This window comes from Blastococcus sp. CT_GayMR20 (genome assembly GCF_004570345.1).
In genome coordinates this window covers 11,959-34,659 of record NZ_SPQM01000027.1, presented here as the reverse complement: position 1 = coordinate 34,659, position 22,701 = coordinate 11,959, and the positions used below count along the sequence as shown (strand labels likewise).

Annotated in this window: 22 protein-coding genes and 1 pseudogene; 5 read left to right on the top strand and 18 right to left on the bottom strand. The window is 72.7% G+C overall.

All coding sequences use genetic code 11. The annotated features are described in order from the left end of the window. The 5 genes from E4P40_RS09125 to E4P40_RS09105 all read right to left on the bottom strand — a co-directional run bounded on the left by E4P40_RS09125 (window position 1) and on the right by E4P40_RS09105 (window position 4,356). Entirely contained in the window at window positions 1–1,359 is a 1,359-nt protein-coding gene (locus E4P40_RS09125) for a hemolysin family protein (protein WP_135158355.1), read from the bottom strand. Continuing rightward, window positions 1,359–1,859, bottom strand: a complete 501-nt coding sequence (gene ybeY, locus E4P40_RS09120; protein ID WP_135158354.1) for an rRNA maturation RNase YbeY — start codon at window positions 1,857–1,859, stop codon at window positions 1,359–1,361. Before ybeY ends, E4P40_RS09125 begins: the two co-directional genes overlap by 1 nt. 5 nt (window positions 1,860–1,864) lie before the next feature. Further along, entirely contained in the window at window positions 1,865–2,971 is a 1,107-nt protein-coding gene (locus tag E4P40_RS09115; protein WP_209305234.1) for a PhoH family protein, read from the bottom strand. A 173-nt stretch (window positions 2,972–3,144) separates the two neighbouring features. Beyond that, window positions 3,145–3,966: an enoyl-CoA hydratase/isomerase family protein gene (locus tag E4P40_RS09110; protein WP_135158353.1), complete on the bottom strand. Its 822-nt coding sequence runs from the start codon at window positions 3,964–3,966 to the stop codon at window positions 3,145–3,147. A gap of 30 nt (window positions 3,967–3,996) precedes the next feature. Then, on the bottom strand, window positions 3,997–4,356 hold the full coding sequence (locus E4P40_RS09105) for a histidine triad nucleotide-binding protein (protein ID WP_245160220.1): 360 nt from the start codon (window positions 4,354–4,356) through the stop codon (window positions 3,997–3,999). A 141-nt stretch (window positions 4,357–4,497) separates the two neighbouring features. On the opposite strand from E4P40_RS09105, the gene E4P40_RS09100 reads away from it, so the two are divergent. After that, window positions 4,498–6,714, top strand: coding sequence for a carbon starvation CstA family protein (locus E4P40_RS09100; protein ID WP_135158351.1), 2,217 nt, complete (start codon window positions 4,498–4,500; stop codon window positions 6,712–6,714). Beyond that, complete coding sequence (locus tag E4P40_RS09095) at window positions 6,711–6,899, top strand: YbdD/YjiX family protein (protein ID WP_135158350.1); 189 nt, start codon at window positions 6,711–6,713, stop codon at window positions 6,897–6,899. The genes E4P40_RS09100 and E4P40_RS09095 overlap by 4 nt, the downstream gene beginning before the upstream one ends. A gap of 95 nt (window positions 6,900–6,994) precedes the next feature. Here the strand turns inward: E4P40_RS09095 and E4P40_RS09090 are convergent, their stop codons facing one another. From E4P40_RS09090 to hrcA, 3 genes are read right to left on the bottom strand one after another with little or no spacing between them, the layout of a single operon-like run. Next, on the bottom strand, window positions 6,995–7,759 hold the full coding sequence (locus E4P40_RS09090; RefSeq protein ID WP_209305233.1) for a 16S rRNA (uracil(1498)-N(3))-methyltransferase: 765 nt from the start codon (window positions 7,757–7,759) through the stop codon (window positions 6,995–6,997). 1 nt (window position 7,760) lies between these two features. Further along, a complete protein-coding gene (gene dnaJ, locus E4P40_RS09085; protein WP_135158349.1) occupies window positions 7,761–8,894 on the bottom strand; it encodes a molecular chaperone DnaJ in 1,134 nt (377 codons plus the stop codon). A 15-nt stretch (window positions 8,895–8,909) separates the two neighbouring features. Further along, window positions 8,910–9,932 carry a heat-inducible transcriptional repressor HrcA gene (hrcA, locus tag E4P40_RS09080; protein ID WP_135158348.1) on the bottom strand — a complete coding sequence of 341 codons (1,023 nt, stop codon included), beginning with the start codon at window positions 9,930–9,932 and terminating at the stop codon, window positions 8,910–8,912. Between the two features lie 331 nt (window positions 9,933–10,263). Between hrcA and E4P40_RS09075 the strand changes: the two are divergent. Beyond that, window positions 10,264–10,554 (top strand): annotated as a pseudogene (locus E4P40_RS09075) (type II toxin-antitoxin system VapB family antitoxin); the annotation flags it as partial. Between the two features lie 184 nt (window positions 10,555–10,738). Beyond that, on the top strand, window positions 10,739–11,119 hold the full coding sequence (locus E4P40_RS09070; RefSeq protein WP_135158346.1) for a DUF4267 domain-containing protein: 381 nt from the start codon (window positions 10,739–10,741) through the stop codon (window positions 11,117–11,119). 20 nt (window positions 11,120–11,139) lie between these two features. Here E4P40_RS09070 and E4P40_RS09065 read toward each other — a convergent pair whose 3' ends face one another. From E4P40_RS09065 to hemW, 8 genes are all read right to left on the bottom strand, one after another. Continuing rightward, window positions 11,140–11,745: a response regulator transcription factor gene (locus E4P40_RS09065; RefSeq protein WP_135158345.1), complete on the bottom strand. Its 606-nt coding sequence runs from the start codon at window positions 11,743–11,745 to the stop codon at window positions 11,140–11,142. Beyond that, a complete protein-coding gene (locus E4P40_RS09060; RefSeq protein WP_135158344.1) occupies window positions 11,742–12,851 on the bottom strand; it encodes a histidine kinase in 1,110 nt (369 codons plus the stop codon). The genes E4P40_RS09065 and E4P40_RS09060 overlap by 4 nt, the downstream gene beginning before the upstream one ends. 20 nt (window positions 12,852–12,871) lie before the next feature. Further along, complete coding sequence (locus tag E4P40_RS09055; protein ID WP_135158343.1) at window positions 12,872–13,618, bottom strand: ABC transporter permease; 747 nt, start codon at window positions 13,616–13,618, stop codon at window positions 12,872–12,874. Continuing rightward, complete coding sequence (locus E4P40_RS09050) at window positions 13,615–14,523, bottom strand: ABC transporter ATP-binding protein (protein WP_135158342.1); 909 nt, start codon at window positions 14,521–14,523, stop codon at window positions 13,615–13,617. Before E4P40_RS09050 ends, E4P40_RS09055 begins: the two co-directional genes overlap by 4 nt. An 82-nt stretch (window positions 14,524–14,605) precedes the next feature. Continuing rightward, window positions 14,606–14,905 (bottom strand): TraR/DksA C4-type zinc finger protein, encoded by a 300-nt coding sequence (locus tag E4P40_RS09045; protein ID WP_135158341.1) that lies wholly within the window; start codon window positions 14,903–14,905, stop codon window positions 14,606–14,608. 84 nt (window positions 14,906–14,989) lie between these two features. Next, the gene (locus E4P40_RS28010; RefSeq protein ID WP_167762162.1) at window positions 14,990–15,163 is read right to left on the bottom strand and encodes a hypothetical protein; all 174 of its coding nucleotides are present in this window, start codon (window positions 15,161–15,163) and stop codon (window positions 14,990–14,992) included. Between the two features lie 55 nt (window positions 15,164–15,218). Beyond that, entirely contained in the window at window positions 15,219–16,154 is a 936-nt protein-coding gene (locus tag E4P40_RS09040) for an oxygenase MpaB family protein (RefSeq protein ID WP_135158340.1), read from the bottom strand. A 38-nt stretch (window positions 16,155–16,192) separates the two neighbouring features. Then, on the bottom strand, window positions 16,193–17,431 hold the full coding sequence (gene hemW, locus E4P40_RS09035; RefSeq protein WP_135158339.1) for a radical SAM family heme chaperone HemW: 1,239 nt from the start codon (window positions 17,429–17,431) through the stop codon (window positions 16,193–16,195). A 47-nt stretch (window positions 17,432–17,478) separates the two neighbouring features. Between hemW and E4P40_RS09030 the strand changes: the two genes are divergently transcribed. Further along, on the top strand, window positions 17,479–18,249 hold the full coding sequence (locus E4P40_RS09030) for an enoyl-CoA hydratase-related protein (RefSeq protein ID WP_135158338.1): 771 nt from the start codon (window positions 17,479–17,481) through the stop codon (window positions 18,247–18,249). Window positions 18,250–18,275: 26 nt separating this feature from the next. Here E4P40_RS09030 and E4P40_RS09025 read toward each other — a convergent pair whose 3' ends face one another. After that, window positions 18,276–20,816 carry a bifunctional diguanylate cyclase/phosphodiesterase gene (locus E4P40_RS09025; protein WP_135158337.1) on the bottom strand — a complete coding sequence of 847 codons (2,541 nt, stop codon included), beginning with the start codon at window positions 20,814–20,816 and terminating at the stop codon, window positions 18,276–18,278. Between the two features lie 124 nt (window positions 20,817–20,940). Next, window positions 20,941–22,509: a S8 family serine peptidase gene (locus E4P40_RS09020; RefSeq protein ID WP_167762161.1), complete on the bottom strand. Its 1,569-nt coding sequence runs from the start codon at window positions 22,507–22,509 to the stop codon at window positions 20,941–20,943. Between the last annotated feature and the right edge of the window lie 192 nt (window positions 22,510–22,701).

The window sequence follows — 22,701 nt, the reverse complement described above, 5'->3', positions numbered from 1 at the left end:
TCAGCTTTCCACCGGGGCCGGCTCCTCGTAGCGGGTGGCCCCCTTGCCCGACGATCCGCGCGGCTCCTCGGCGGCGTCGGCCTCGGGCATCTGCTCGACGCGGCACACGAGCAGGGTGTCGATCCGGTTGCGTCGTCCGCCGGTGCTCTCGGCGACCAGCCGCAGCCCGCCGACCTCGGCCGACGCGCCCTCGATCGGCACCCGGCCCAGTTCGCGGGCGAGCAGGCCGCCGACTGTCTCGACGTCGTCGTCCTCCGGCAGCTCGACGTCGAACAGCTCGGCGAGGTCCTCGACCGGCAGCCGGGCGGTGACCCGCATCGAGCCGTCGGCCAGCTCCTCGACGGGGGGCCGCTGGAACGCGTCGTGCTCGTCGGCGATCTCGCCGACGATCTCCTCGAGGATGTCCTCGATGGTGACCAGTCCCGCGAACCCGCCGTACTCGTCGACCACGATCGCGATGTGCACGCGCTGCGCCTGCATGTCGCGCAGCAGCTCGTCGACCGGCTTGGACTCCGGGACGAACGTCGGCGGGCGCATCAGTTCGTCGACCCGCGGACCGCGCTGGTCCGTGGAGTTCTGCGACCGGCGCACCAGGTCCTTGAGGTAGACGACGCCGACGACGTCGTCGACGTTCTCGCCGATCACCGGCAGCCGGCTGAAGCCGCTGCGCAGGGCCAGCGCCAGTGCCTGGCGGACGGTCTTGGTGCGCTCGATCCAGACGACGTCGGTGCGCGGCACCATGACCTCGCGGGCGATGGTGTCGCCCAGCTCGAAGACCGAGTGGATCATCTGGCGCTCGCCGGACTCCACGACGCCGCGTTCCTCGGCCAGGTCGACCAGCTCGCGCAGCTCGACCTCGGAGGAGAACGGGCCGTCCCGGAAGCCGCGCCCGGGCGTGATCATGTTGCCGATCAGGATCAGCAGGGTGGCCACGGGGCCGAGCACCCGGCCGAGCAGGCGCACGACACCCGCGGTGGCCAGCGCCGTCCCGTAGGCGTGCTGCCGGCCGAGGGTCCGCGGACCGACGCCCACGAGCACGTAGCTGACCACGATCATCACGCCGGCCGCCGTGAGGACGGTCTTCCAGCTGTTGCCCCACAGGTCGTAGAAAAGGACGGTCACCAGGACCGCGGCGAGCATCTCGCAGACGATCCGCAGCAGGAGCAGCAGGGCGACGTGCCGGGCCCGCTCCTCCACGACCTCCTCGAGCGCGCCGGCCCGCTTCACGCCGTCCCGGCGCATCTCCTCCACGCGCGCCTTGGACACCCGCTGGATCGCCGCGTCCATGGCCCCGAAGAGGCCGGCCAGCGGCACCAGGAGGATGGCGACCACGAGCATCGTGATCTCACCGGAGCTCATCAGGCGCGGGGCTCCCGGTTCGCGGGTTCGCCGGTCACCGGCTCACGCGGTGCCGAGCGCCAGCCCTCGAGAAGCTTCTGCTGGAGACCGAACATCTCCTTCTCCTCGTCGGGCTCCATGTGGTCGTAGCCGAGGAGGTGCAGCACCCCGTGCGTGGCGAGAAGGACGAGCTCGTCGTCCATGGAGTGGCCGGCGGCCCGCGCCTGCCGGACGGCGACGGCCGGGCACAGGACGACGTCCCCGAGCAGCGCGGGTCCGGGATCGGGGTCGTCCGGGCGGCCGGAATCGAGCTCGTCCATGGGGAAGGCCAGCACGTCGGTCGGGCCCTTCTCGCCCATCCACCGCTCGTGCAGCGTGCTCATGTACTCGACGTCGACGCACAGCACCGACAACTCGGCCAGCGGGTTGACCTGCATCTCGCCGAGCACGAACCGGCACACGCCGGCCAACTCGGCCTCGTCGACGGCGATCTCGGACTCGTTGGCGACCTCGACGGGCACGCCGTTCAGCTCCCCTGCCGGCGCGGCCGGGCGCCCCGGGACGGCGCACCCGTGGCCGATCGCGACCCCGCGGGCTGCCGGGTGGCGTCCCAGCGCTCGTAGGCGTCGACGATGTCGCCGACCAGGCGATGGCGGACGACGTCGGAGCTGGTCAGGTTGGCGAAGTGCACGTCCTCGACGCCGTCCAGGATCTCTCGGACGATCTTCAGCCCGCTCTGCGCACCGCCGGGCAGGTCGATCTGCGTGACGTCGCCGGTGACCACGATCTTCGAGCCGAACCCGAGCCGGGTGAGGAACATCTTCATCTGCTCGGCCGTCGTGTTCTGCGCCTCGTCGAGGATCACGAACGCGTCGTTGAGCGTGCGGCCGCGCATGTAGGCCAGCGGCGCGACCTCGATCGTGCCGGCCGCCATCAGACGTGGAATGGACTCCGGGTCCACCATGTCGTGCAGGGCGTCGTAGAGCGGCCGCAGGTAGGGGTCGATCTTCTCCGACAGCGTTCCGGGCAGGTAGCCCAGGCGCTCGCCGGCCTCGACGGCAGGCCGGGTCAGGATGATGCGGTTGACCTGCTTGGTCTGCAGCGCCTGCACCGCCTTGGCCATGGCCAGGTACGTCTTCCCGGTACCGGCGGGGCCGATGCCGAAGACGATCGTGTGCTGGTCGATCGCGTCGACGTAGCGCTTCTGGTTCAGCGTCTTGGGCCGGATCGTGCGGCCGCGGCGACTGATGATGTCGAGGCTCAGGACGTCGGCGGGACGCTCGGAGCCACCGCTCTTCAGCATCGCGATGACCCGGCGGACCGAGTCCGGCCGGAGTCCCTGGCCGGTGCCGAGCAGCGCGATGAGCTCGTCGAAGACCCGGACGGCGAAGGCGTTGTCGGCCGGCTGCCCGGTCACGGCGATCTCGTTGCCGCGCACGTGGACGTCGGCGTCGACCTCGGCCTCGACCAGGCGGAGGAGCTCGTCGGCCGACCCCAGGAGGGCGACCATCGAGACGGAGTCGGGAACGGTGATGGTGGTCCGGACGGGCGGAGCCGATCCGGCTGAGCGAGCGGGCGTTCCGGCCGAGGCGCTGTCCGCGGCGGCGGCTTGCGCCGAGGCCTCACGGGACATGTGGGCGCCCGGCGCGGATGCGCCTGGGGAGGTGTCGGGCAAGAACCCTCGACCCTGCCTTCCTGCTACGGGCTGGATGCCCTGTGGGTGCACTGCGGACCGGTCGAGTCTACCCGCGTCCGCACCCACGAATCCCGGCTTCGCGCCCTCACCTCCCCCCACCCTCCCGGGGGTCACCGTCCCGAGAACGTCGCCTTCCCCGGCCCGTCGGAGAGGAACGACGCCACCGCCCCGCGGAGATCGGCGGTCGCGAACAGCGCTCCGGAGACCTCGGGGACCAGGACGTCGGCAGCGCGGGCGCCGTCCCGGACGGACGTGGCCACCAGCCGCTTGGTCGCGGCGTGCGCGAGGGTGGGCCCCGCGGCGACCTGGTGCGCGTACGCGCGGGCCGCCTCGGCGAAGCCCTCGTCCGGCAGGACGCGGTTGACCACGTTCCACCGCTCGAGGACGGCGGCCGGGTAGCGCTGCCCGCTGAAGACCAGCTCCCGGGCCCGCGCCGGACCGGCGCGCTCGGCCAGCCGCTGCGGCCCGCCTATCGACGGCGTGAGCCCGACGACGATCTCGACCAGGCCGAACGACGCCTTCTCCGCCGCCAGCAGGATGTCGCAGCACAACGAGATTTCGAACGCGACGGTCAGCGCGAGCCCGTGGGCGGCGAACACGGTGGGCACCGGGAGGTCCTCGATCGCCTGACCGACCCGCAGCAGCTGCGCCCAGAGCTCGCCGCCCCGGGCGACGGGATCGGGGCCCTCGGCGATGTCGCGGAAGAAGGTGACGTCGACCCCCGCGGACACGACCTTGCCGCGGGCCTCGAACAGCACTGCACGGGCACGGTCGTCCCGCCCGGGGTCGGTCAGGGCGACGAGTTCGCGCACCGCGGTGTCCAGCGCCGTGAACACCGCCGGCGTGAACAGGTTCAGCGGCGGGTTGTCGAGGACGACGACGGCCACGTCGCCGTCCCGCTCGATGCGGACGGGGGCTCGGGCCTCGCTCATGGGCGCCAGCCTCGCATCCCGCCGTCCCGGTCAGCCGGGCGGCCAGCCCAGGCCGCGGCCACCGAGGACGTGCAGGTGGATGTGGTCGACCGACTGCCCTGCCATCGGGCCGGTGTTGGTGACCACGCGGTAGCCCGGCTCGATGCCGCCGTCGGTGACCAGCCCTTCCTGGAGGGCGACCGCGTGCGCCGCGGAGACGACCTCGCCGAGCAGCGCGGGATCCGCCGCGGCCAGGGCACCGATGTTCCGGTGGTGCTCCTTGGGGATCACCAGCACGTGGGTCGGCGCCTGCGGTTTGATGTCGCGGAAGGCGAACACCCGGTCGGTCTGGTGGACGACGTCGGCCGGGATCTCACCGGCGACCATGCGGCAGAACAGGCAGTCGGACACGGGCCCGACCCTAGAGCCCGCAGCACCCGCCCACCCCGTCATAACGGTTCGGATCCTCCGGGCGCCGGACCTCCGCCGCGTACCTATGCTGCGAAACGGCCGGCGTCTCCGGGACGCTGACGGGAGTGCGAGGGGGCGCTCATGTCCGGAACGATCACCAGGGACGCCGGTGGCGGGAGCTCGCCGTCCGGCCAGGCGGCCGGCAGCGGCCGGTCGCTGAAGTCGGTGCTGATCTGGTCGGCGGTGGCCGTCGTCGGCGCGATCTGCTGGGGCGTGCTGGCCCTGGCCCGCGGCGAGACGATCTCGGCGTTGTGGCTGCTCTTCGCCGCGCTGTGCTCGTATGCGATCGCCTACCGCTTCTACTCGCGGTTCATCACCTACAAGGTGCTCCGGGCCGACGACAAGCGGGCCACCCCGGCCGAGCGCCTGGAGAACGGCGTCGACTTCGACGTCACGGACCGCCGGGTGCTCTTCGGCCACCACTTCGCCGCGATCGCGGGCGCCGGACCGCTCGTCGGCCCGGTGCTCGCCGCCCAGATGGGATATCTGCCCGGCACCATCTGGATCGTCGTCGGCGTGATCTTCGCCGGGGCGGTCCAGGACCTGACGGTCATGTTCTTCTCGATGCGCCGCAACGGGAAGAGCCTCGGCCAGATGATCCGCGAGGAGATCGGCATCGTCGGCGGCGTCGCCGCCCTGATCGCCGTCTTCGCCATCATGATCATCATCCTGGCGGTGCTCGCACTGATCGTGGTGAATGCGCTCGCCGAGTCCCCCTGGGGTGTCTTCTCGATCGGCCTGACCATCCCCATCGCGCTCTTCATGGGTATCTACCTGCGCCGGCTGCGCCCGGGCAGGGTGCTCGAGGCCACCGGCATCGGCGTCGCCCTGCTGCTGCTGGCGATCGTGGCCGGCGGCTGGATCGAGGACACCGGCCTCGGTGACGCGCTGACCCTGTCCAAGGAGTGGCTGGTCCTCGCCCTGGTCGTCTACGGCTTCGTCGCCTCGGTGCTGCCGGTCTGGCTGCTGCTGACCCCGCGCGACTACCTGTCGACGTTCATGAAGATCGGCGTGATCGTCCTGCTGGCGGTCAGCCTGATCATCGCCCGCCCGGTGCTGCAGGCCGAGGCGGTCACCGACTTCGCCCGGGAAGGCACCGGCCCGGTGTTCGCCGGATCGCTCTTCCCGTTCGTCTTCATCACGATCGCCTGCGGGGCCCTGTCCGGGTTCCACGCGCTCATCTCCTCCGGGACGACGCCGAAGATGGTGGCCAAGGAGAGCCAGGTCCGCCTGATCGGCTACGGCGGCATGCTGATGGAGTCCTTCGTCGCCGTCAGCGCGCTGATCGCCGCCGTCGTCATCGACCAGGGTCTCTACTTCGCGATGAACAGCCCGGCCGGTGCCACCGGCGGGACCGTCGAGTCGGCCGCCGCGTTCGTCAACGGGCTCGGCTTCGACACCTCCGCGCAGGACCTGGCCGCCGCCTCGGCCGCCGTCCAGGAGGAGACGCTCATCTCGCGGACCGGCGGCGCTCCTGCGCTCGCCGTGGGCCTCGCGCAGGTGTTCAGCCAGGCGTTCGGCGGGGGTGGCCAGGCGTTCTGGTACCACTTCGCGATCATGTTCGAGGCGCTGTTCATCCTCACCGCCGTGGACGCCGGCACCCGCGTGGGCCGCTTCATGCTGCAGGACACGGTCGGCAACGTCTGGAAGCGCTTCGGTGACCTGTCGTGGCGGCCGGGCAACATCATCGCCAGCGCGGTGGTCGTCGGCCTCTGGGGCTCGGTCCTCTACATCGGCGTCACCGACCCGCTGGGCGGGGTCAACCAGCTCTTCCCGCTGTTCGGCATCGCCAACCAGTTGCTCGCCGCGATCGCGCTCACGCTCTGCACGGTGCTGCTGATCAAGCACGGGAAGCTCCGCTACGCCTGGGTCACCGGGATCCCGCTGGCCTGGGACCTCGTCGTCACGATGACCGCGAGCTGGCAGAAGGTCTTCTCCGGCGACCCGAGGGTCGGCTACTTCACCCAGGCGCAGGTGTACCGCGACGCCCAGAACGCCGGGGAGGTCCTGGCGCCCGCCCAGGACCAGGGGCAGATGGACCAGGTCATCTTCAACTCCACCCTCAACGGCATCCTGCAGTCCGTCTTCGCACTGCTGACGCTCGTCGTGGTCGCCAACGCCCTCGTGGTGATCATGCGGGCGATCCGGGCGGGCCAGCTGCCGACGACGGAGGAACCGCCGACGCCGTCCAACCTCGTCGAGCCGGCAGGGCTCTTCCCGACTCCTGAGGAGAAGCGCGCCATCGCCGAGCACGAGCGGCTGGTCGGCTCCGGCGCGGGCGGGAGGCCGCAACCGTGACGGCGGGGGTCGGCCGCGCCTGGCAGGGCGTGCGCTGGTACCTGCGCGAGTTCACCGGAGAGGCGAACTGGGACCGGTACCTGGAGCACTGCGCGGAGCACGGGCACCCGCCGATGAGTCGCTACGACTTCGAGCGACAGCGGACCGACGCCGCGGAGAAGAACCCGATCGCACGGTGCTGCTGAGGCGGTCCTGGCTCACCCTGTGTGGTCCTGGCTCAGCGTCGACGGTGAGCCAGGACCCCTGGTGATCAGGTCACCTGATCACCAGGGGGCGGCGGCTACTTCCAGCGGGTGGACGACGACAGGGCGGCGAGGGCGGCGGCACCTGCCGTGGAGGTGCGCAGCACCTCGGCGCCCAGACGCACGGCCTGCGCGCCGGCGGCGCGGAAGGCCACCACCTCGCCGTCGGTGAGCCCGCCCTCGGGGCCGACGACGATCGCCACGGTCCCCGACGTCGGGATGTCCAGCTCCGCGAGGGGACGACGGGCCTGCTCGTGCAGGACCAGCGCGAGGTCGACGTCGGCCAGCAGCCCGCACACCTCGCGGGTGGTCATGAGGTCGGTGACCTCCGGGACGTGCGGACGGCGGGACTGCTTGCTGGCCGCGTGCGCCGCCGCCCGCCACTTCGCCACGCCCTTGGCGATCCGGTCGTCGCGCCAGCGGGTCACGCAGCGCGAGGCGGCCCACGGCACGATCCGGTCCACGCCGAGCTCGGTGGCCAGGTCGACCGCAAGCGGACCGCGGTCGCCCTTCGGCAGCGCCTGCACCAGCACGAACTCCGGATCCGGTGCCGGCACCTCGAACCGCTGCACCACGGCCACGCGCAGACCGTCGGCACCGGCGCTGAGGACCTCGCTGTCGGCGACCGTGCCCTGGCCGTCGCCGACCCGGACCCGCTCCCCCGGCGAGAGCCGCAGCACCTCGACCGCGTGCCGGCCCTCGGCGCCGTCGACGAGCAGCTCGTCGGACTCCGCGAGGCCGGGGACGATGAACATGGGTGCGCCGCCCAGCTCGGGGACGGCGGCCGCGCCGGGACTGGTCATCTCAGCGCCCGTTGAACGCGTCGCGGACCCGGGAGAACAGCCCGCCCTGGGCCTCGCGGTGGGAGTCGGCCTGGTCCTCGCCGCGCAGCGCCGCCAGCTCCCGCAGCAGCTTCTCCTGCTCGGCGTCCAGGCGGGTGGGCGTGGAGACCTCGATGTGCACGACCAGGTTGCCCCGGCCGGTGCCTCGCAGCCGCGGGGCACCGTGCGCGCGCAGCGTCAGGACGCTGCCGGACTGGGTGCCGGGGCGGATGTCGAGGTCCTCCTCGCCGTCCAGGGTCTTGAGGCTCAGCGTCGTCCCCAGGGCGGCCGAGGTCATCGGCAGCGTGACCCGGCAGTGCAGGTCCTCGCCGTCACGGGTGAAGACGTCGTGCGGCCGCTCGTGGATCTCGACGTACAGGTCGCCGGCGGGGCCGCCCCCGGGGCCGACCTCGCCCTGGCCGGTGAGCCGGATCCGCATGCCGTCCTCGACGCCGGCGGGCACCTTCACCTGCAGCGTGCGGCGCGAGCGGACGCGGCCGTCGCCGGCGCACTCGGGGCAGGGCTCGGGGATGACCTGGCCGGTGCCGGCGCAGGTGGGGCAGACGCGGCTGGAGACGACCTGTCCGAGGAAACCGCGCTGGACGCTCTGCACCTCACCACGGCCGGAGCAGGTGGTGCAGGTCGTCGGGTGCGTGCCGGGTGCAGTGCCTGCGCCGGTGCAGACGGTGCACAGGACTGCCGTGTCGACGGTGATGTCCTTCGTCGTCCCGAAGACCGTCTCGTCGAGCTCCAGCTCGATCGGGATGAGGGCGTCGCGCCCGGCGCGGGTGCGACTGCGCGGGCCGCGCGTCGCCGCACCGCCGAAGAACGCGTCCATGATGTCGCCGAGGCCACCGAAACCGGCCGTCCCGAAGCCCCCCGCTCCCCCGCCGCCGGCGGTGTCGAACGGGTCGCCGCCGAGGTCGACGATGCGGCGCTTCTCGGGGTCGGTCAGCGCCTCGTACGCACGGGTGACCTCCTGGAAGCGCTCCTTGGCGCCGGGATCGGGGTTGACGTCCGGGTGCAGGTCGCGCGCCAGCTTCCGGTAGGCGCGCTTGATGTCGCTGTCGCTGGCACCGCGGGCAACGCCCAGCACGCCGAAGTAGTCGGTTGCCATGAAGAAGTCTCAGCCTCAGCTCTCGGCCAGCAGGTGGCCGACGTAGCGGGCCACGGCGCGAACCGCGGCCATGTTCGTCGGATAGTCCATGCGGGTGGGCCCGACGACCCCGAGCCCACCGAGGGCGCGGTTGTCGGAGCCGTACCCGACGGACACGAAGGATGCCCCGGTGAGCGCCTCGTGGGCGTTCTCCTCACCGATCCGGACGAGCACCGTGCTCGCGTCCACCTGAGCCATCAACCGCAGGACCACGACCTGTTCTTCCAGGGCCTCCAGCAGGGGGCGCACCGTGCCGGGGAAGTCGAGGGCGTTGCCGCGGGCGAGGTTGGCCGTGCCGCCGATGACCAGCCGGTCCTCACCGGGCTCGACCAGCGTCTCCAGCAGGGTGGCGCTGACGGTGGCGACAAGGCCCCGCAGGTGCTCCGGCGCGGTGTCGAGCAGGTCGGGCACCTTGCCCCCGGCGTCGATCAGCTTCACGTTGTGGAACGCGGAGTTCAGCAACGTGCGCAGCTCGGCGACGGCCTCGGCGTCGACGTCCACGGGACAGTCCACGACCCGCTGCTCGACGCGGCCGGTATCGGTGATGAGCACCAGCATCAGCCGCGCGGCCGCGACCTGCACGACCTCGAGGTGGCGGACGGCGCTGCGCGACAGCGTCGGGTACTGGACGACGGCCACCTGCCGGGTCAGCTGGGCGAGCAGCCGCACGCTGCGGCCGAGCACGTCGTGCAGGTCGACGGCGCCGTCGAGGAACCGCTCGATCGCCCGGCGCTCGGCCACTGACAGCGGCTTGACGGCGGACAGCTTGTCGACGAACAGCCGGTAGCCCTTGTCGGTGGGCACCCGCCCCGCGCTGGTGTGCGGCTGGGTGATGTAGCCCTGCTCCTCCAGCACCGCCATGTCGTTGCGGATGGTGGCCGGTGACACGCCGAGGTCGTGGCGCTCGGCGAGGGCCTTGCTGCCTACCGGGTCGTTGGTCGAGACATAGTCCTGGACGATGGCCCGGAGGACTTCCAGGCGGCGTTCGTCGTGCGCCACGGTGACACCTCCCCGTACCGGTCGACGTGCCGTGCGGCGCCTCCGGGACACGCCCGGATCTGGCACTCGCACGGACCGAGTGCCAAGCCAGCATACGTCCGGGACGGCGCCTCGTCGCGTGGCTCGCGGATCGAGGACCCCCGGAAGGACCTCGCTGCCCCCACCACTCGCGGGCTCGCGGGAGGATCCTGCACCGAGGCCATCGGACCGCTCGCAAGCTCGCGGCGAGCCTCTGGACGGGGCCGTACGGGGCATGGGCACCGCACAGTTCCGGCGGTTAGGGTGGACCGGTCGGCGCCTCCCCGCGGGGCAGAGAGCGGAGGTCGGTTCCCTGATCTTCAAATCGGTTCGTGACGGCCGCCCCTATCCCGATCACGGCCTGTCCACGCGCGACTGGGCGATGATCCCGCCCCGCCAGGTGCGGATGGACACGCTGACGACGACGAAGAAGGAACTGGCGCTCGACGCGCTGCTCGCCGACGACTCCACCTTCTACGGCGACCTGTTCCCCCACGCGGTGCAGTGGCACGGCGAGCTCTACCTCGAGGACGGCCTGCACCGCGCACTCCGGGCGGCGCTGCAGCAGCGCAACGTGATCCACGTCCGGGTGCTCGACCTCGACTCGCTGACCCCTGTCGAGGCGCCGTCCGGGCCGGCCACCGCGTCGATCCCCACCCAGCCGCCGGTCCCCAACCCCCGCCGGGTCTGAACCTCGCCGCTTCGCGGCGGAGCACCTGTACGGCCGGCGCCATCGAGAGCACCCTGCTTCGAGGACCGGGGCAGTTCGGGCGGCAGAGGGGATCGAGATGGCATCGACAGCGCTGGGTATGTCGAGGGGGACGCTGGTGCAGGCACTCACCGGAGGCGCCGTCGTCTTCGGGGCCGCCGGCGTCCTGGCGCCTCGGGCGCTGGGTGCCACCTATGGCGTCCCGCCGACGCCGCACACCACACAGCTGCTCCGCCTGTTCGGGAGCCGGATGCTCGCGCTCGCCGCCTGGTCCTCCACCGCACGGACGAGGGAGGAGACCGACCGGATGCTGGCCGTGTCGGCGGGGATGAACGTCGTGGACACGCTGACCGCCCTCGGATCAGCGCAGGCCATCGGCCGAGCGACTGCGATGCGGGCCGCGGCGACCAGCGCGTTCTTCGCCGCCTTCTCACTGGTCGTGCGCTCGCTGGAGGACTGACTCGTCGGGCTGCAGCCGACCTAGAGCCAGCCCTTCTCCTCGGCCACGCGGGCGGCCTCCACCCGGGTGCGGGCGCCGGTCTTGCCGATCGCCGAGGAGAGGTAGTTGCGCACCGTCCCCTCCGACAGGAACAGCCGACCGGCGATGTCGGCGACCGTGGCACCGCCCGCGGCCGCCCGCAGGACGTCGGCCTCGCGAGTGGACAACGGGGTGGCGCCGATCGCCAGCGCGGCGGCGGCGAGGTCGCGGTCGATGACCCGCTCCCCCGCCATCACCGCGCGGATGCCCTGGGCGAGTTCGGCCACCGGCGCGTCCTTCACCAGGAAGCCCGCGGCGCCGACCTCCATCGCCCGGCGCAGGAACCCCGGCCGCCCGAAGGTCGTGAGGATGACCGCCCGGCACTCCGGGACGGCGGTGGCCAGCGCGCGGGCCGCCTCGATGCCGTCACCGCCGGGCATCTCGATGTCCAGCAGCGCCACGTCCGGGCGGTGCTCGCGGGCGGCGTCGACCACGGCGTCCCCTCGGCCGACCTCGGCGACGACCTCGACGTCGTCCTCCAGCTCGAGCAGGGCCCGCAGCGCACCCCGGACGAGGGACTGGTCCTCGGCGATGAGCACCCGGATCATCGCCTCACCGCCGCTTCCGTGGCGCTGAGCGGCAGCCGGGCGGCCAGCCGGAACCCGCGGCCGGCGGCAGGCCCCGCGTCGAGGTGTCCGCCCAGGGCCGTCACCCGCTCGGTGAGGCCGGACAGCCCAGCGCCCGCGGTACCGGCGCCGCCCCGGCCGTCGTCGGACACGGTGAGGACCACGCCCCGGTCGTCCGTCGAGACCTCGACGGTGACCTCGCGCGCGCCGCTGTGCCGCAGCACGTTGGTCGTGGCCTCGCGCACGACCCAGCCCAGCACCGCGTCGACGGCCGCGGGCAGGGGCTCTCCCGGAGGCGGCGTCCGCAGCGTGATCCCGGCGGCCGACAGGGCCGACCGTGCCTCCGCCAGCGCCTGGGCGAGGCTCACCTGCCGGTAGCCGCTGACGGCGTCCCGGACCTCCGCGAGGGCCCGCCGGGCGGCCGCCTCGACGTCGGCCATCTCCTGCCGCGCGCGCACCGGGTCCCGCTCGGCCAGCCGACCGGCGAGCTCGCTCTTCAGCGCGATGAGCGACAGGCTGTGCCCGAGCAGGTCGTGCAGGTCGCGGGCGAACCGCATCCGCTCCTCGGCGACCGCGCTCCGGGCGAGTTCGTCGCGGGCCTCGACGAGCTCGGAGTTGACCGACACGAGGTGCCGCGTCCCCTGGATGGCGAACCCGGTCAGCAGGCAGAGCACCGGGAGCACGAAGACGTCGCCGAGGAGGTCGTGGGCGGCGAGGACGGCGGTGCAGACGCCCGCGGCGCCGACGACCGCGGGCCACACCCACCGCTCGGGCAGCCCTGCGGCCGCGGCCGACGAGAGGTAGATCATCAAGCCGGCCCAGCCCGGTCCGAGCCAGGCAGCGAGGGCGATGCCGAGCACCGCGAGAAGGACGAACTCGGCCCAGGGACGGGCGCGGACCGGACCGGACCCGAACGAGCGGCCGAAGACGGACAGGTAGGCGGCGGTGAACACCAGCAGGCCGGCGCCGGCGACGACGCGCACCAGTGCCGGCCGGTCCGTGGTCACCAGGTCGGCGATCGGAAAGGCCTGGAACAGCAGCCACGGCAGCGCCCAACCGACGCGCCGCCACCGGATCGACGGGTTCACGCCGCGGACCGTAACGCTCCTCATCCGGCGACGGCGTACAGCGGACGCCTGACCGCGACGAGGGCGGCCAGCGCGGCGAAGACCGCCGTGAACCCGGCCAGCACCAGCACGGCCTGCGCCGTCGGGCCGGCGCCCGCGGCCACGTCCCGTCCCAACTCGGCGTACCAGTAGGAGGGCATGGCGTGCGCGAGGGTCCGCATCGAGTCGGGGAACACCTCGACCGGCGCCCACAGGCCGCCCAGCGCGGCGAGCACGACGCCCACGAAGCCCATCGCGCCGCCCGCCGCCCGCTCCTCCAGCGCCAGCCCGAGGAGCAGCCCCAGCGCGACGAAGGTGATGGCCCCCGCCCAGAGGACGCCGACGAGGGCCAGCCAGGTGCCGAGGCCCAGCTGGACGTCGTTGACGAAGCGGCCGACCAGGGCGACGGTCACCAGGCTCGGCAGCGTGAGGAGCGCCCCCACGGCGACGTCGACGGCGAGCACCCGGCTCTGCGGCACCGGCGTGATCCGCAGCTGGCGGAGCCAGCCCGACGCCCGGTCGAAGGACAGCCGGATCGTCGCGCCCAGGGCGGCACCCAGCCCGCCGTAGGCCATCATCGAGACCATGTAGCGGGTGGCCTCCTCCTGGTAGCCCGCGGGCCCCGAGGCCAGGCCACCGAAGATCTTCGTGAAGAAGACCGTGAACAGCGCCGGAAGCAGCACGGTGAACAGCAGGTACTGACGGTTGCGGCCGACGCGGCGCAGCTGGAAGGCGAGCAGGGGCTTCATCGCGGAACTCCGTTCGAGGACGAGCGGCCGGTCGAGACGAGCGCGAGGACGGCGTCCTCCAGGCTGGCGCCCCGCACCTCGAGGTCGGGCAGCCGGCCGCCGTCGGCCAGCAGGGCGCGGAGGGTGAGATCGGCGTCGGCGGTGGTGAGCGTCAGCGTGCCGCCCTGCCGGCTCGTCGCCGTCACCGCCGGCAGGTCGTCGAAGCGGCGATCCGGCACAGCCGTGAAGCTGATCCGGCGCGCCGCGGTCGCCTTGACGTCGGCCGCGGAACCGTCGGCGATCACCCGGCCCCCGGCGACGACGACCACCCGGTCGGCGACCGCGTCGGCCTCTTCGAGGTGGTGGGTGGCGAAGACGACGGTGTGCCCGCGGTCGGCCAGCCCGCGCATCGTCGTCCAGAAGGCCCGGCGGCCCTCGACGTCCATGGCCGAGGTCGGCTCGTCCAGGAGCAGCAGCGGCGGCGCGCCCGCCAGGGCGAGTGCCAGGAGGACCCGCTGGCGCTGGCCGCCGGAGAGCGCCTCGACCGGCCGGCCGAGCAGGCCGTCGATGCCGGCCGTGGCGACCAGGTCGTCCAGCGGCCAGGAGGTCGGGAAGCTGCGGGCGACGAGGTCGAGCACCTCGCCGACGCGCGCCTCGCTGGGCAGGCCGCCGTGCTGCAGCATCGCGCCGACGCTGCCGGCGCGGACGGCATCGGCCGGCCGGCGGCCGAGGATGCGGACGCTGCCGGCAGCGGTCGGAAGGAGGCCGAGGACGGCGTTGACGATCGTGGACTTCCCGGCCCCGTTCGGGCCGAGCAGGGCCACCGTGGAACCGGCGGGGATGGCGAGGTCCAGACCGTGGACGGCGACGGTGTCGCCGTAGCGGACGGTCAGGCCGGAGATCTCGAGGGCAGGCGGTCGGGTCACGCGATCAGCGTGGTCCGGCCGCCCGCCCGCGAGTAGTGCGGAACGTTGCGATGAGCACCTGACAGCTGTCAGGTGGGTGGGGTCAGCGGGCGCTGGTGCAGGCGACGCAGCGGCTGGCGAAGGGGCGCAGCTCCAGCCGCTCCTCCGGGATCTGGCTGCCGCACTGGGTGCACGCCCCGTACGTGCCGGCCTCGATGCGGGCGAGGGCGGCGTCGATCTCGCCGAGGGTGACCTGGAGGTCGGCGGCACGACGCTGCGCGACCGGGTCGGGCACGGACTGCGCGCACTCGGCGAGGGCCTCCTCGCGCTGGTGCGCGCAGCCGGCGCGCTGGCTCTCCAGCAGGGCGCGGAAGCGGGACGAGGTGTCGAGGCTGGCGGACATGCAGATCTCCTTGGGGCAACGCGGGAAGACGCGGTCACCGGTGGTGGCGCGTCAGGACGGGCGGGTCGCGGACTCCGGAGGGAGTCAGGAGAACTGCGGCGGGGCCCTGTCCTGGCTGCGGCGGAGGACGTCGAGTCCTCTCAGGCCGCGGGCGCGCCGGTTCATCGCCAGCGCGAGCAGCATGCCGCCCGACAGCGCGGGAACGGCTTTGCGGAGACCTGGCGGAAAGCCCACGGCGCGGAACACTGCTGCGTCCACCGTCGACCACCCCCACCGATCACCCCGGCGCCGTTGCCGGAACGAGGACCCTAGCTCACGAGAGGCGATCCGGAACCGCCCATTCGGATGAGGCCGGGGCTTTCTCGCGCTCGGCGCCCCGGGGATGGGGCACGGGGCAGCCCGGCGGGAAGGTGCCGAGACCGGCCACGTCGTAACCATCGGGATAGCTGCGGATCTGTGGCAGCTGACGGGCGAAGAACGGGTCGCGGCGGGGCGGCAGGAACCGGACGACGCGTCCCCGCGCCCGCAGTCCCGTGCGGACGACGCGGCGGAGCGTGCGGCCCGGCTGAGGGAAGTCGAACGCGTCGAGCAGCGACGGGTCCATGGTGGCGAGGGAGATCCGCCGCACGAGGCCTTCCGGGAGCAGGTGGTTCGGCGGGAAGGTGGCCAGCAGCGCGAGGGTCGCGTCGGCCACCGTCCGGGCGCCCGGATCGAAGCCGAAGTGCTCGCGCTCGTAGGTGTCCAGCAGCCGGGCGAACGCCTGCCAGGTGGCCGGGATCCCCCGGATGCCCATGCGCCGGCCGAGGGCGCGGTAGTAGTTGGCGCTCGCGATCCGCTCCACCTCGGTCATCCGGCGCCAGCCGTACGCGTCCACCCACCGGATCGGCGTCACCACGAAGGTGGCCAGCACGTAGCGCAGGTCGTCGTTGCCGATGTCGTGGGCGCGGTGCATCTGGTTCATCCGGCGGATCGCCGTCCGGCCCTCGGGGCTGTCCATCCCGTGCTCGATGACCGCGTCCAGGATCAGCACCGTGTCGTCGTAGCGCTTCTGCGGGCGGGCGGTGAGTTCGCCGGTCTGCGCCAGGATCGCCCCGATGCTCGGGACGGCGTAGGTGCGGAAGAGCGCGAAGCTCAGCGCCTGGGTCATGTCCCACGGGAACTCGTAGGAGCCCATCAACCGGTAGATCTCGACGAAGTCGCGTGCCGGGTCCAGCCGCTCGATGCGGCGCAGCACGTCGAACCGTCCCATGCCACCGAGCCTGCCCGTCCGGCACTGGGAACGGAAGGCTAGTCCGTGAGGTCGCGGACGACGGCATCGGCGAGCAGCCGGCCGCGGTCGGTGAGGACGGCGCGGCCCGCCTCGTGGGCGCTCGGTTCGAGCAGTCCGCGCGCGACGGAGTCCCTCGCGCGGTCGCGACCGGTCTCCGACAGCGCCGTCAGCGGCAGGCCGTCGCGGAGCCGGAGCCCGAGCATGATCGTCTCCAGCGCGCGGTCGGCGTCGTCCAGGACCTCGGCGTCCTGGGCGGGGCTCAGCCCGGCCGCGAGGCGGTCGGCGTAGGCCGCCGGGTGCTTGACGTTCCACCAGCGGACGCCGCCGACGTGGCTGTGTGCCCCCGGCCCGACGCCCCACCAGTTGGCGTTGGCCCAGTACAGCTCGTTGTGCCGGCACCGGGCGGCGTCACCGGTCGCCCAGTTCGACACCTCGTACCACGCGAGGCCGGCCTTCGTCAGGGTCGCGTCGGCCTGCACGTAGCGGTCGGCGAGGACGTCGTCGTCGGGCATCGGCAGCTCGCCGCGGCTGATCCGCCGCGCAAGCCGGGTGCCGTCCTCGACGATCAGCGCGTACGCGCTGACGTGGTCGACCGGGCTCGCGAGGACGGCGTCGAGCGTGGCGGCCCAGTCGTCGTCGGTCTCCCCCGGCGTCCCGTAGATCAGGTCGAGGTTGACGTGCTCGAAGCCGGCGGCCCGGGCCTCGTGCGCGGCCTCGACGGCCCGGCCCGGGGTGTGCCGCCGGTCGAGGACGGCGAGCACGTGCTCGGCGGCGGACTGCATGCCCAGGCTCACCCGCGTGAAGCCGGCCTCGCGCAACCGCGAGAGCGACTGCGGGCCCACCGTCTCGGGGTTCGCCTCGGTGGTCACCTCGACGTCGTCGGTCACCGGGAACAGGTCCCGGATCTCGCCCAGGACGGCGGCCAGGTCGTCGGCGGGCAGCAGGGTCGGGGTGCCGCCGCCGACGAACACCGTGGAGACGGTCGGCAGGTCCGGGCCGAGGGTCGCGGCGGCGCGGCGCAGCTCGGTGATCGCGGTGCCGGCGTACTCCGACCGGTTCGCCCCGGGGCCCAGCTCGTCGGAGGTGTAGGTGTTGAAGTCGCAGTAACCGCAGCGGGTCGCGCAGAACGGCACGTGCACGTAGAGGCCGAACGGCGTGGTCGTCAGCCCGGTCCGGGCGCGGTCGGGCAGCGCGTCGGGTCCGGGCGACCCGGCCGGCACGCCGGGGGCCGGCAGCAGCGGCAGGACGGTGTTCATCTGCTCCAGTGTCCCGCGCCGGCGCCGCGGCCCGGCAGGATGCCGCTGTGACCTCCGACCGTGTGGTGCAGGTGAAGGTGGCGCGCGGCGTCGCGACGCTGACGATGGACTCCCCCGCCAACCGCAACGCGCTCTCCCGGGCTCTCCGGGCCGAGCTGGGCGCGGCGCTGCGCGACGCGCTCGCCGACGACGCCGTGCGAGTGGTCGTCCTCGACCACACCGGCCGGGTGTTCTGCTCCGGGATGGACCTCGCCGAGGCGGCCGGCGGCGGGGTGCAGGACCAGGGCGTGCGCGAGTTCCCCGAGTTGCTCGAGGCGATCTGGAAGGCGTCGAAGCCGGTGGTCGCGGTGGTCCGCGGACCGGCGCGCGCGGGCGGGGTCGGCCTGCTGGCCGCCTGCGACGTCGTCGTGGCCGGCGCGGCGGCGACCTTCGCGTTCTCCGAGGTGCGGATCGGGGTCGTCCCGGCCGTCATCTCGGCCGTCGTCCTCCCCCGGATGGTGCCGCACATCGCGCACCGGCTGATGCTCACCGGCCAGGTCTTCGACGCCGAGACGGCCGCGGCGGGCGGGCTGGTCGACCTCGTCGTCCCCGACGCCGACGTGGATGGCGAGGTGCGCGCGCAGCTGGTGCACCTGACCGCCGGAGCGCCTGCCGCGCTGGCCGAGACCAAGCGGCTGCTGCGGGCACGGACGCCGGCGCTGCAGTTCGACTCGCTGCTGGAGCTCTCGGCCCGGTTCTTCGCCAGCGAGGAGGGACAGGAGGGCATCGCGTCCTTCCGCGAGAAGCGCCCTGCGCGATGGGTGCCCACGACGGACTGAGCAGCGGGATCCGGCACAAGGCGCTGTCAGAGGGCGTGGAGCGCGGGGCGCGACGCAGTGCCCGCGTGTGCCCTCATCCATGGGACGAGCTCGTCCACCGGCATGGGGCGGGCGAGGTGCCAACCCTGCACGAGGTCGCACCCCATCGAGGCGAGAAGGTCCCAGGTCGGACGGTCCTCGACGCCCTCCGCGACGACCTCCAGGCCGAGATGCCGGCCCAGGTCCACGATCGCCCGGACGATGGCGACGTCTTCGCTCTGGTTGCTGAGGCCGGTGACGAAGCTGCGGTCGATCTTGACCTCTTGGACCGGCAGGCTCTTGAGGTAGGACAGCGACGAGTAGCCCGTGCCGAAGTCGTCTACGGAGAGGCGGACCCCGAGCGCCCGCAACTGGTGCAGCAGCGCGATCGCCCGCGTCGGGTCGGCCATGACCGAGCTCTCGGTCACCTCGAGGGTCAGCCGCGACGCGGGGACGCCGTGCCGGCGGAGGAGACGGGACACCTCGTCGACCAGGTCGGTGTCCTGCAGGCTGCGGGCCGACAGGTTGACCGCGATGCCGAGCTCCACGCCGTGCCGCTGCCAGTCGGCCACGGCGGCGAGGGAGGCGTCGAGGACCCGCGTCGTGATCAGGCCGACGAGCCCGCTGCGCTCGGCGATCGGGATGAACTCGTCGGGCGGGATGGGACCGAGGTCGGCGTGGTTCCACCGGACCAGCGCCTCGACGCTGACGGTCTTCCCGGTCGACAGTGCTGCCTGGGGCTGGACGTGCACCTCGATCCGGCCCTGGTTGAGCGCCGTGCGCAGCTCGGACACGAGCATGAGCCGGCGGGGGTTGTCCGAGTCCGGGTCGGGCTCGTAGAGCCGGAGTCCACCGGTGGACGCCTTGGCGTCGTACATCGCCATGTCGGCGCGCTTGAGCAACCCGGCCGGGTCCGAGGCGTGTACGGGGGCCATGGCCACGCCGAGCGAACCGCCCACCTCGATCTCGAGCCCGTCGAGCGACACCGGCTGCTCCAGGGAGCGCAGCAGTCGTCGGCCCACCCGGATGGCGCGGTCCTCGTCGTCCATGCCGCTCAGCAGGACGGCGAACTCGTCACCGCCCAGCCGCGCGACGAAGCCGGCGGGGCCGGCCGCGGTGCTCAGGCGCGCACCGACCTCGATGAGGAGCTGGTCGCCGTGCTGGTGACCCAGGGTGTCGTTGACCTCCTTGAAGCTGTCGAGGTCGAGGATCATGACCGCGGCACCGGGCGAACGGCCGTCGGCCACCTCCTCCAGCGCAGCCGCCAGCTGGCGCTGGAGGGCGGTCCGGTTCGGCAGCCCGGTCAGCGCGTCGTGGATCGCCTCGTGCCGCAGCTGGTCCATCAGCTTGCCGTTCTGCAGCGCCACGCTGGCGTGGCTGGCCACCGTCTCGAGCAGCCGTACGTCGTCGTCGGCGAAGGTGCGGACGTCCCCGATCCGGTCGGTCGCGATGAGGACGCCGAGGATGCCGGTCCCGCCGCGCAGGGGCACCGCTACCGCCTCGCGGGCGACCTGGGCGTCGAGCCACCGCCGTTCGACGGCGTCCCGGGTCCCGCGGCTGATCAGCAGCGGTTCCCCCTCGCCGACGACGCGCGAGATCAGCCACTGGTCCGCCGGCGCGGGAGGCTCCGAGGAGCGTCCGAGGCGCCCGGTGGCACCGAGCCGCACGTGCGCGACGTCCCCGCCGTCGGAGGCCACGAAGGCGACCTCGGCGCGCTCGGCGCGCAACAGCTCTTTGGCCTCCTGCAGCAGCTTGCGCAGGGTCTCGTCGACCTCCGGGGCGCTGGTGACGGCCTGGGCGAAGCGGTACAGCCGCTCGGTGCCCAGGTGCCGGTTGGCGAGCGAGGCATAGGCCCGATAGCCGAGCAGCAGGCCGGTACCGGTGACCAGCAGCAGCCATGCGCTGTGCCGGGCGGCCGAGAGGCTCATCACCGCGATCAGCGCGAGGGTGACCACGAACGGTGCGAAGGGCTCGCCCTTCACCATGTCGTCGAGGATCGGACGGATGCGCAGGTCGCGCTCGTAGATCGCGATGACGAGAGCGAGGGCGATGCTGGCGACGCAGTTGGCGGCGATCGCCCCGGCGTAGGCACCGAGCCAGACCAGCGGGCTGCTCACCTCCCGGCCGTCGGCGAGGAGGTGGAACAGGGCGACGGCTACGGCGGTCTGCAGGCTGACGAGCGCGAGATTCCACGTCGTCTTCAACACCGGGGCGCCCCGGTGGATCACGAAGACCGCGACCGACCCGGCCAGGCGGCCGAGCAGCAGCTGCGCCGGCGAGGCGAGGAACAGACCGAGGACGAGCGGCAGCTCGCTGATCGAGACCGTCCGTGCCTCCCGCTTGGTCTGCAGGTAGAAGACGCATGCCTCGGTGGCGGCGAACCCGACGCCCAACGCCCACCAGGGCAGGTTCGCGAACCCGAGGTAGGGCCCCAGCCCCACGAACGGGTGCCCGACGAGCAGGGTGAGGGACAGCAGCGCGGCGATCATCGCGACGACGAGCACCGTCTGCCGCGCCGGTCGCAGGGCCGTACGCAGACCTGGCACCATTTCCTCACCTCCTCCCTGACCAGGACGGCAGAGCGGGGTGGGACGTTGAGTCCCACCCCGCTCTGCCTCACCCCACCGGGTCAGTCGAGGAGGACGTGCCGTTTCGACGTCCCCGGCGGCCCGGTCACGACCAGTTCTCGCTGCTCCAGGTCTTGGCCGACCACGTGTCGCCGCTCCACGTCTTCGCCGACCACGTGTCGCCGCTCCACGTCTTCGCCGACCACGTGTCGCCGCTCCACGTCTTCGCCGACCACGACCCGTTGCTCCACGTCTTCGCCGACCAGGCGTCGGCAGTCCAGCTGGCGCCGGTCCAGTCGGTGGCGGGCCAGGAGGCGGTCGGCCAGCTGTGGTCCTGCCAGCCGTCGCCGGTCATGCGCTGCCCGAGCCAGGCGCCGTAGTTCCAGACGGAGCCGCCGGAGGCCTGCCGCGTCCAGGTGTAGCCGCTCCAGGCACGGCCGAAGATGTCGATCTCGCCCCGGAGCTCCGTCGCACCCGCGCCCACGTGGAAGCTGCCGCGCGCCTTCTCCAGCGAACCCGTGCCCGACCCCCAGCGCTTGGTGCCGAGGGAGTCCAGCAGCCCGCCGACGGTTCCAAGGAGGGAGTTGACGGGGTTGAACAGCACCGCCCGGAGGTTGACCAGACCGCTGCCGCTCAAGATCGGCAGCGAGGAGAGGATGCCGCTGGCGGTGGTCGTCATCAGCTGCTTCACCTGGTCCGGTGCGAGCCAGGGGTACTTCTGCAGGATCAGCGCCGCCTCACCGGCGGCGACGGCGGTTGCCTGCGACGTGCCCGAGGCGCGTGCGAACCGTTCCCCGACCCGGGCCTGCGGGTTGTTCGAGTCCGACACGCCACCGGGCACGCGCAGCCCGAGCACCGAGACGCCAGGGGCGACGACGTCGACGTGCCGGGCATCGGTGCCCCGCGTCGACCAGTTCGGGACGGTGTCGTCGGAGGAGCTCACCGTGCCGGCACTGTCCATCGCGCCGACGGCGAGCACGTGCGGGTCGTAGGCCGGGTTTGCCAGCGTCTTGTCCGGCCGGCCGTCGTTCCCGCCCGCGGCGACGACGACGATGCCCTTCCTCCAGGCGTTCTCGACGGCGTAGGCGAGGGGGTCGACCGTGCTGCTCTGCAACGAGTCGGTGCCGTAGGCCAGCGTGATCACGCGGATGTTGAGCCCTGGGTCCTTCGCGTGCTCGACGACCCAGTCGATGGCCGCGATGACCTGGGTGACGTCCACCGCCCCGTTGCTCGCCCCGACCTTGACGTTCACCAGGGTGGCGTCGGGCGCGATCCCGGTGAAGCGGCCGGGGTCGAGGTAGGACGACGGAGTCCCCGCGGCATCCCGGCCGGCGATGATCGACGCCATGTGGGTGCCGTGGCCGAAGGCGTCGAGATGCGCCATCCCGTCCAGCTGGCTGTCGAACGACAGGTCCGGTCCGTTGACGACGTTGCCGCTCGTCAGGCCGGGCACAGGGGCGACGCCGGTGTCGATCAGCGCCACGCCGACGCCCTTGCCCGTGAGCCCCTTGCGGTAGGCGTCGTGGGCGCCGACGACTTCGGCGATGTTGAACAGGGAACCCTTGTTCGCGATCGCGTCGTAGCCCAGCGCAGGGTCCACCTCGGCGTGGGCGACACCGAGCCCGGAGCCGGCGAGCAGGGCACCCAACGTCGAGACGGCGACGCCGCGGAGCATGCGCTTGCTCGTGCGTCCGCGCCTGGGCGAGGATCCGAATCCTGGTGACATTGCGTGACCTGTTCTTCCGCGTTCGTGAGGAATCGCGCTGACCCCGTGGCCGAGCTGCACAGTAAGTAACCCTCCCGATGCGCAGCGTGTCAGCAGCTGGGCGGCTCAGGGCACTCCAAGGGATGACCCACGGCTCCGTCG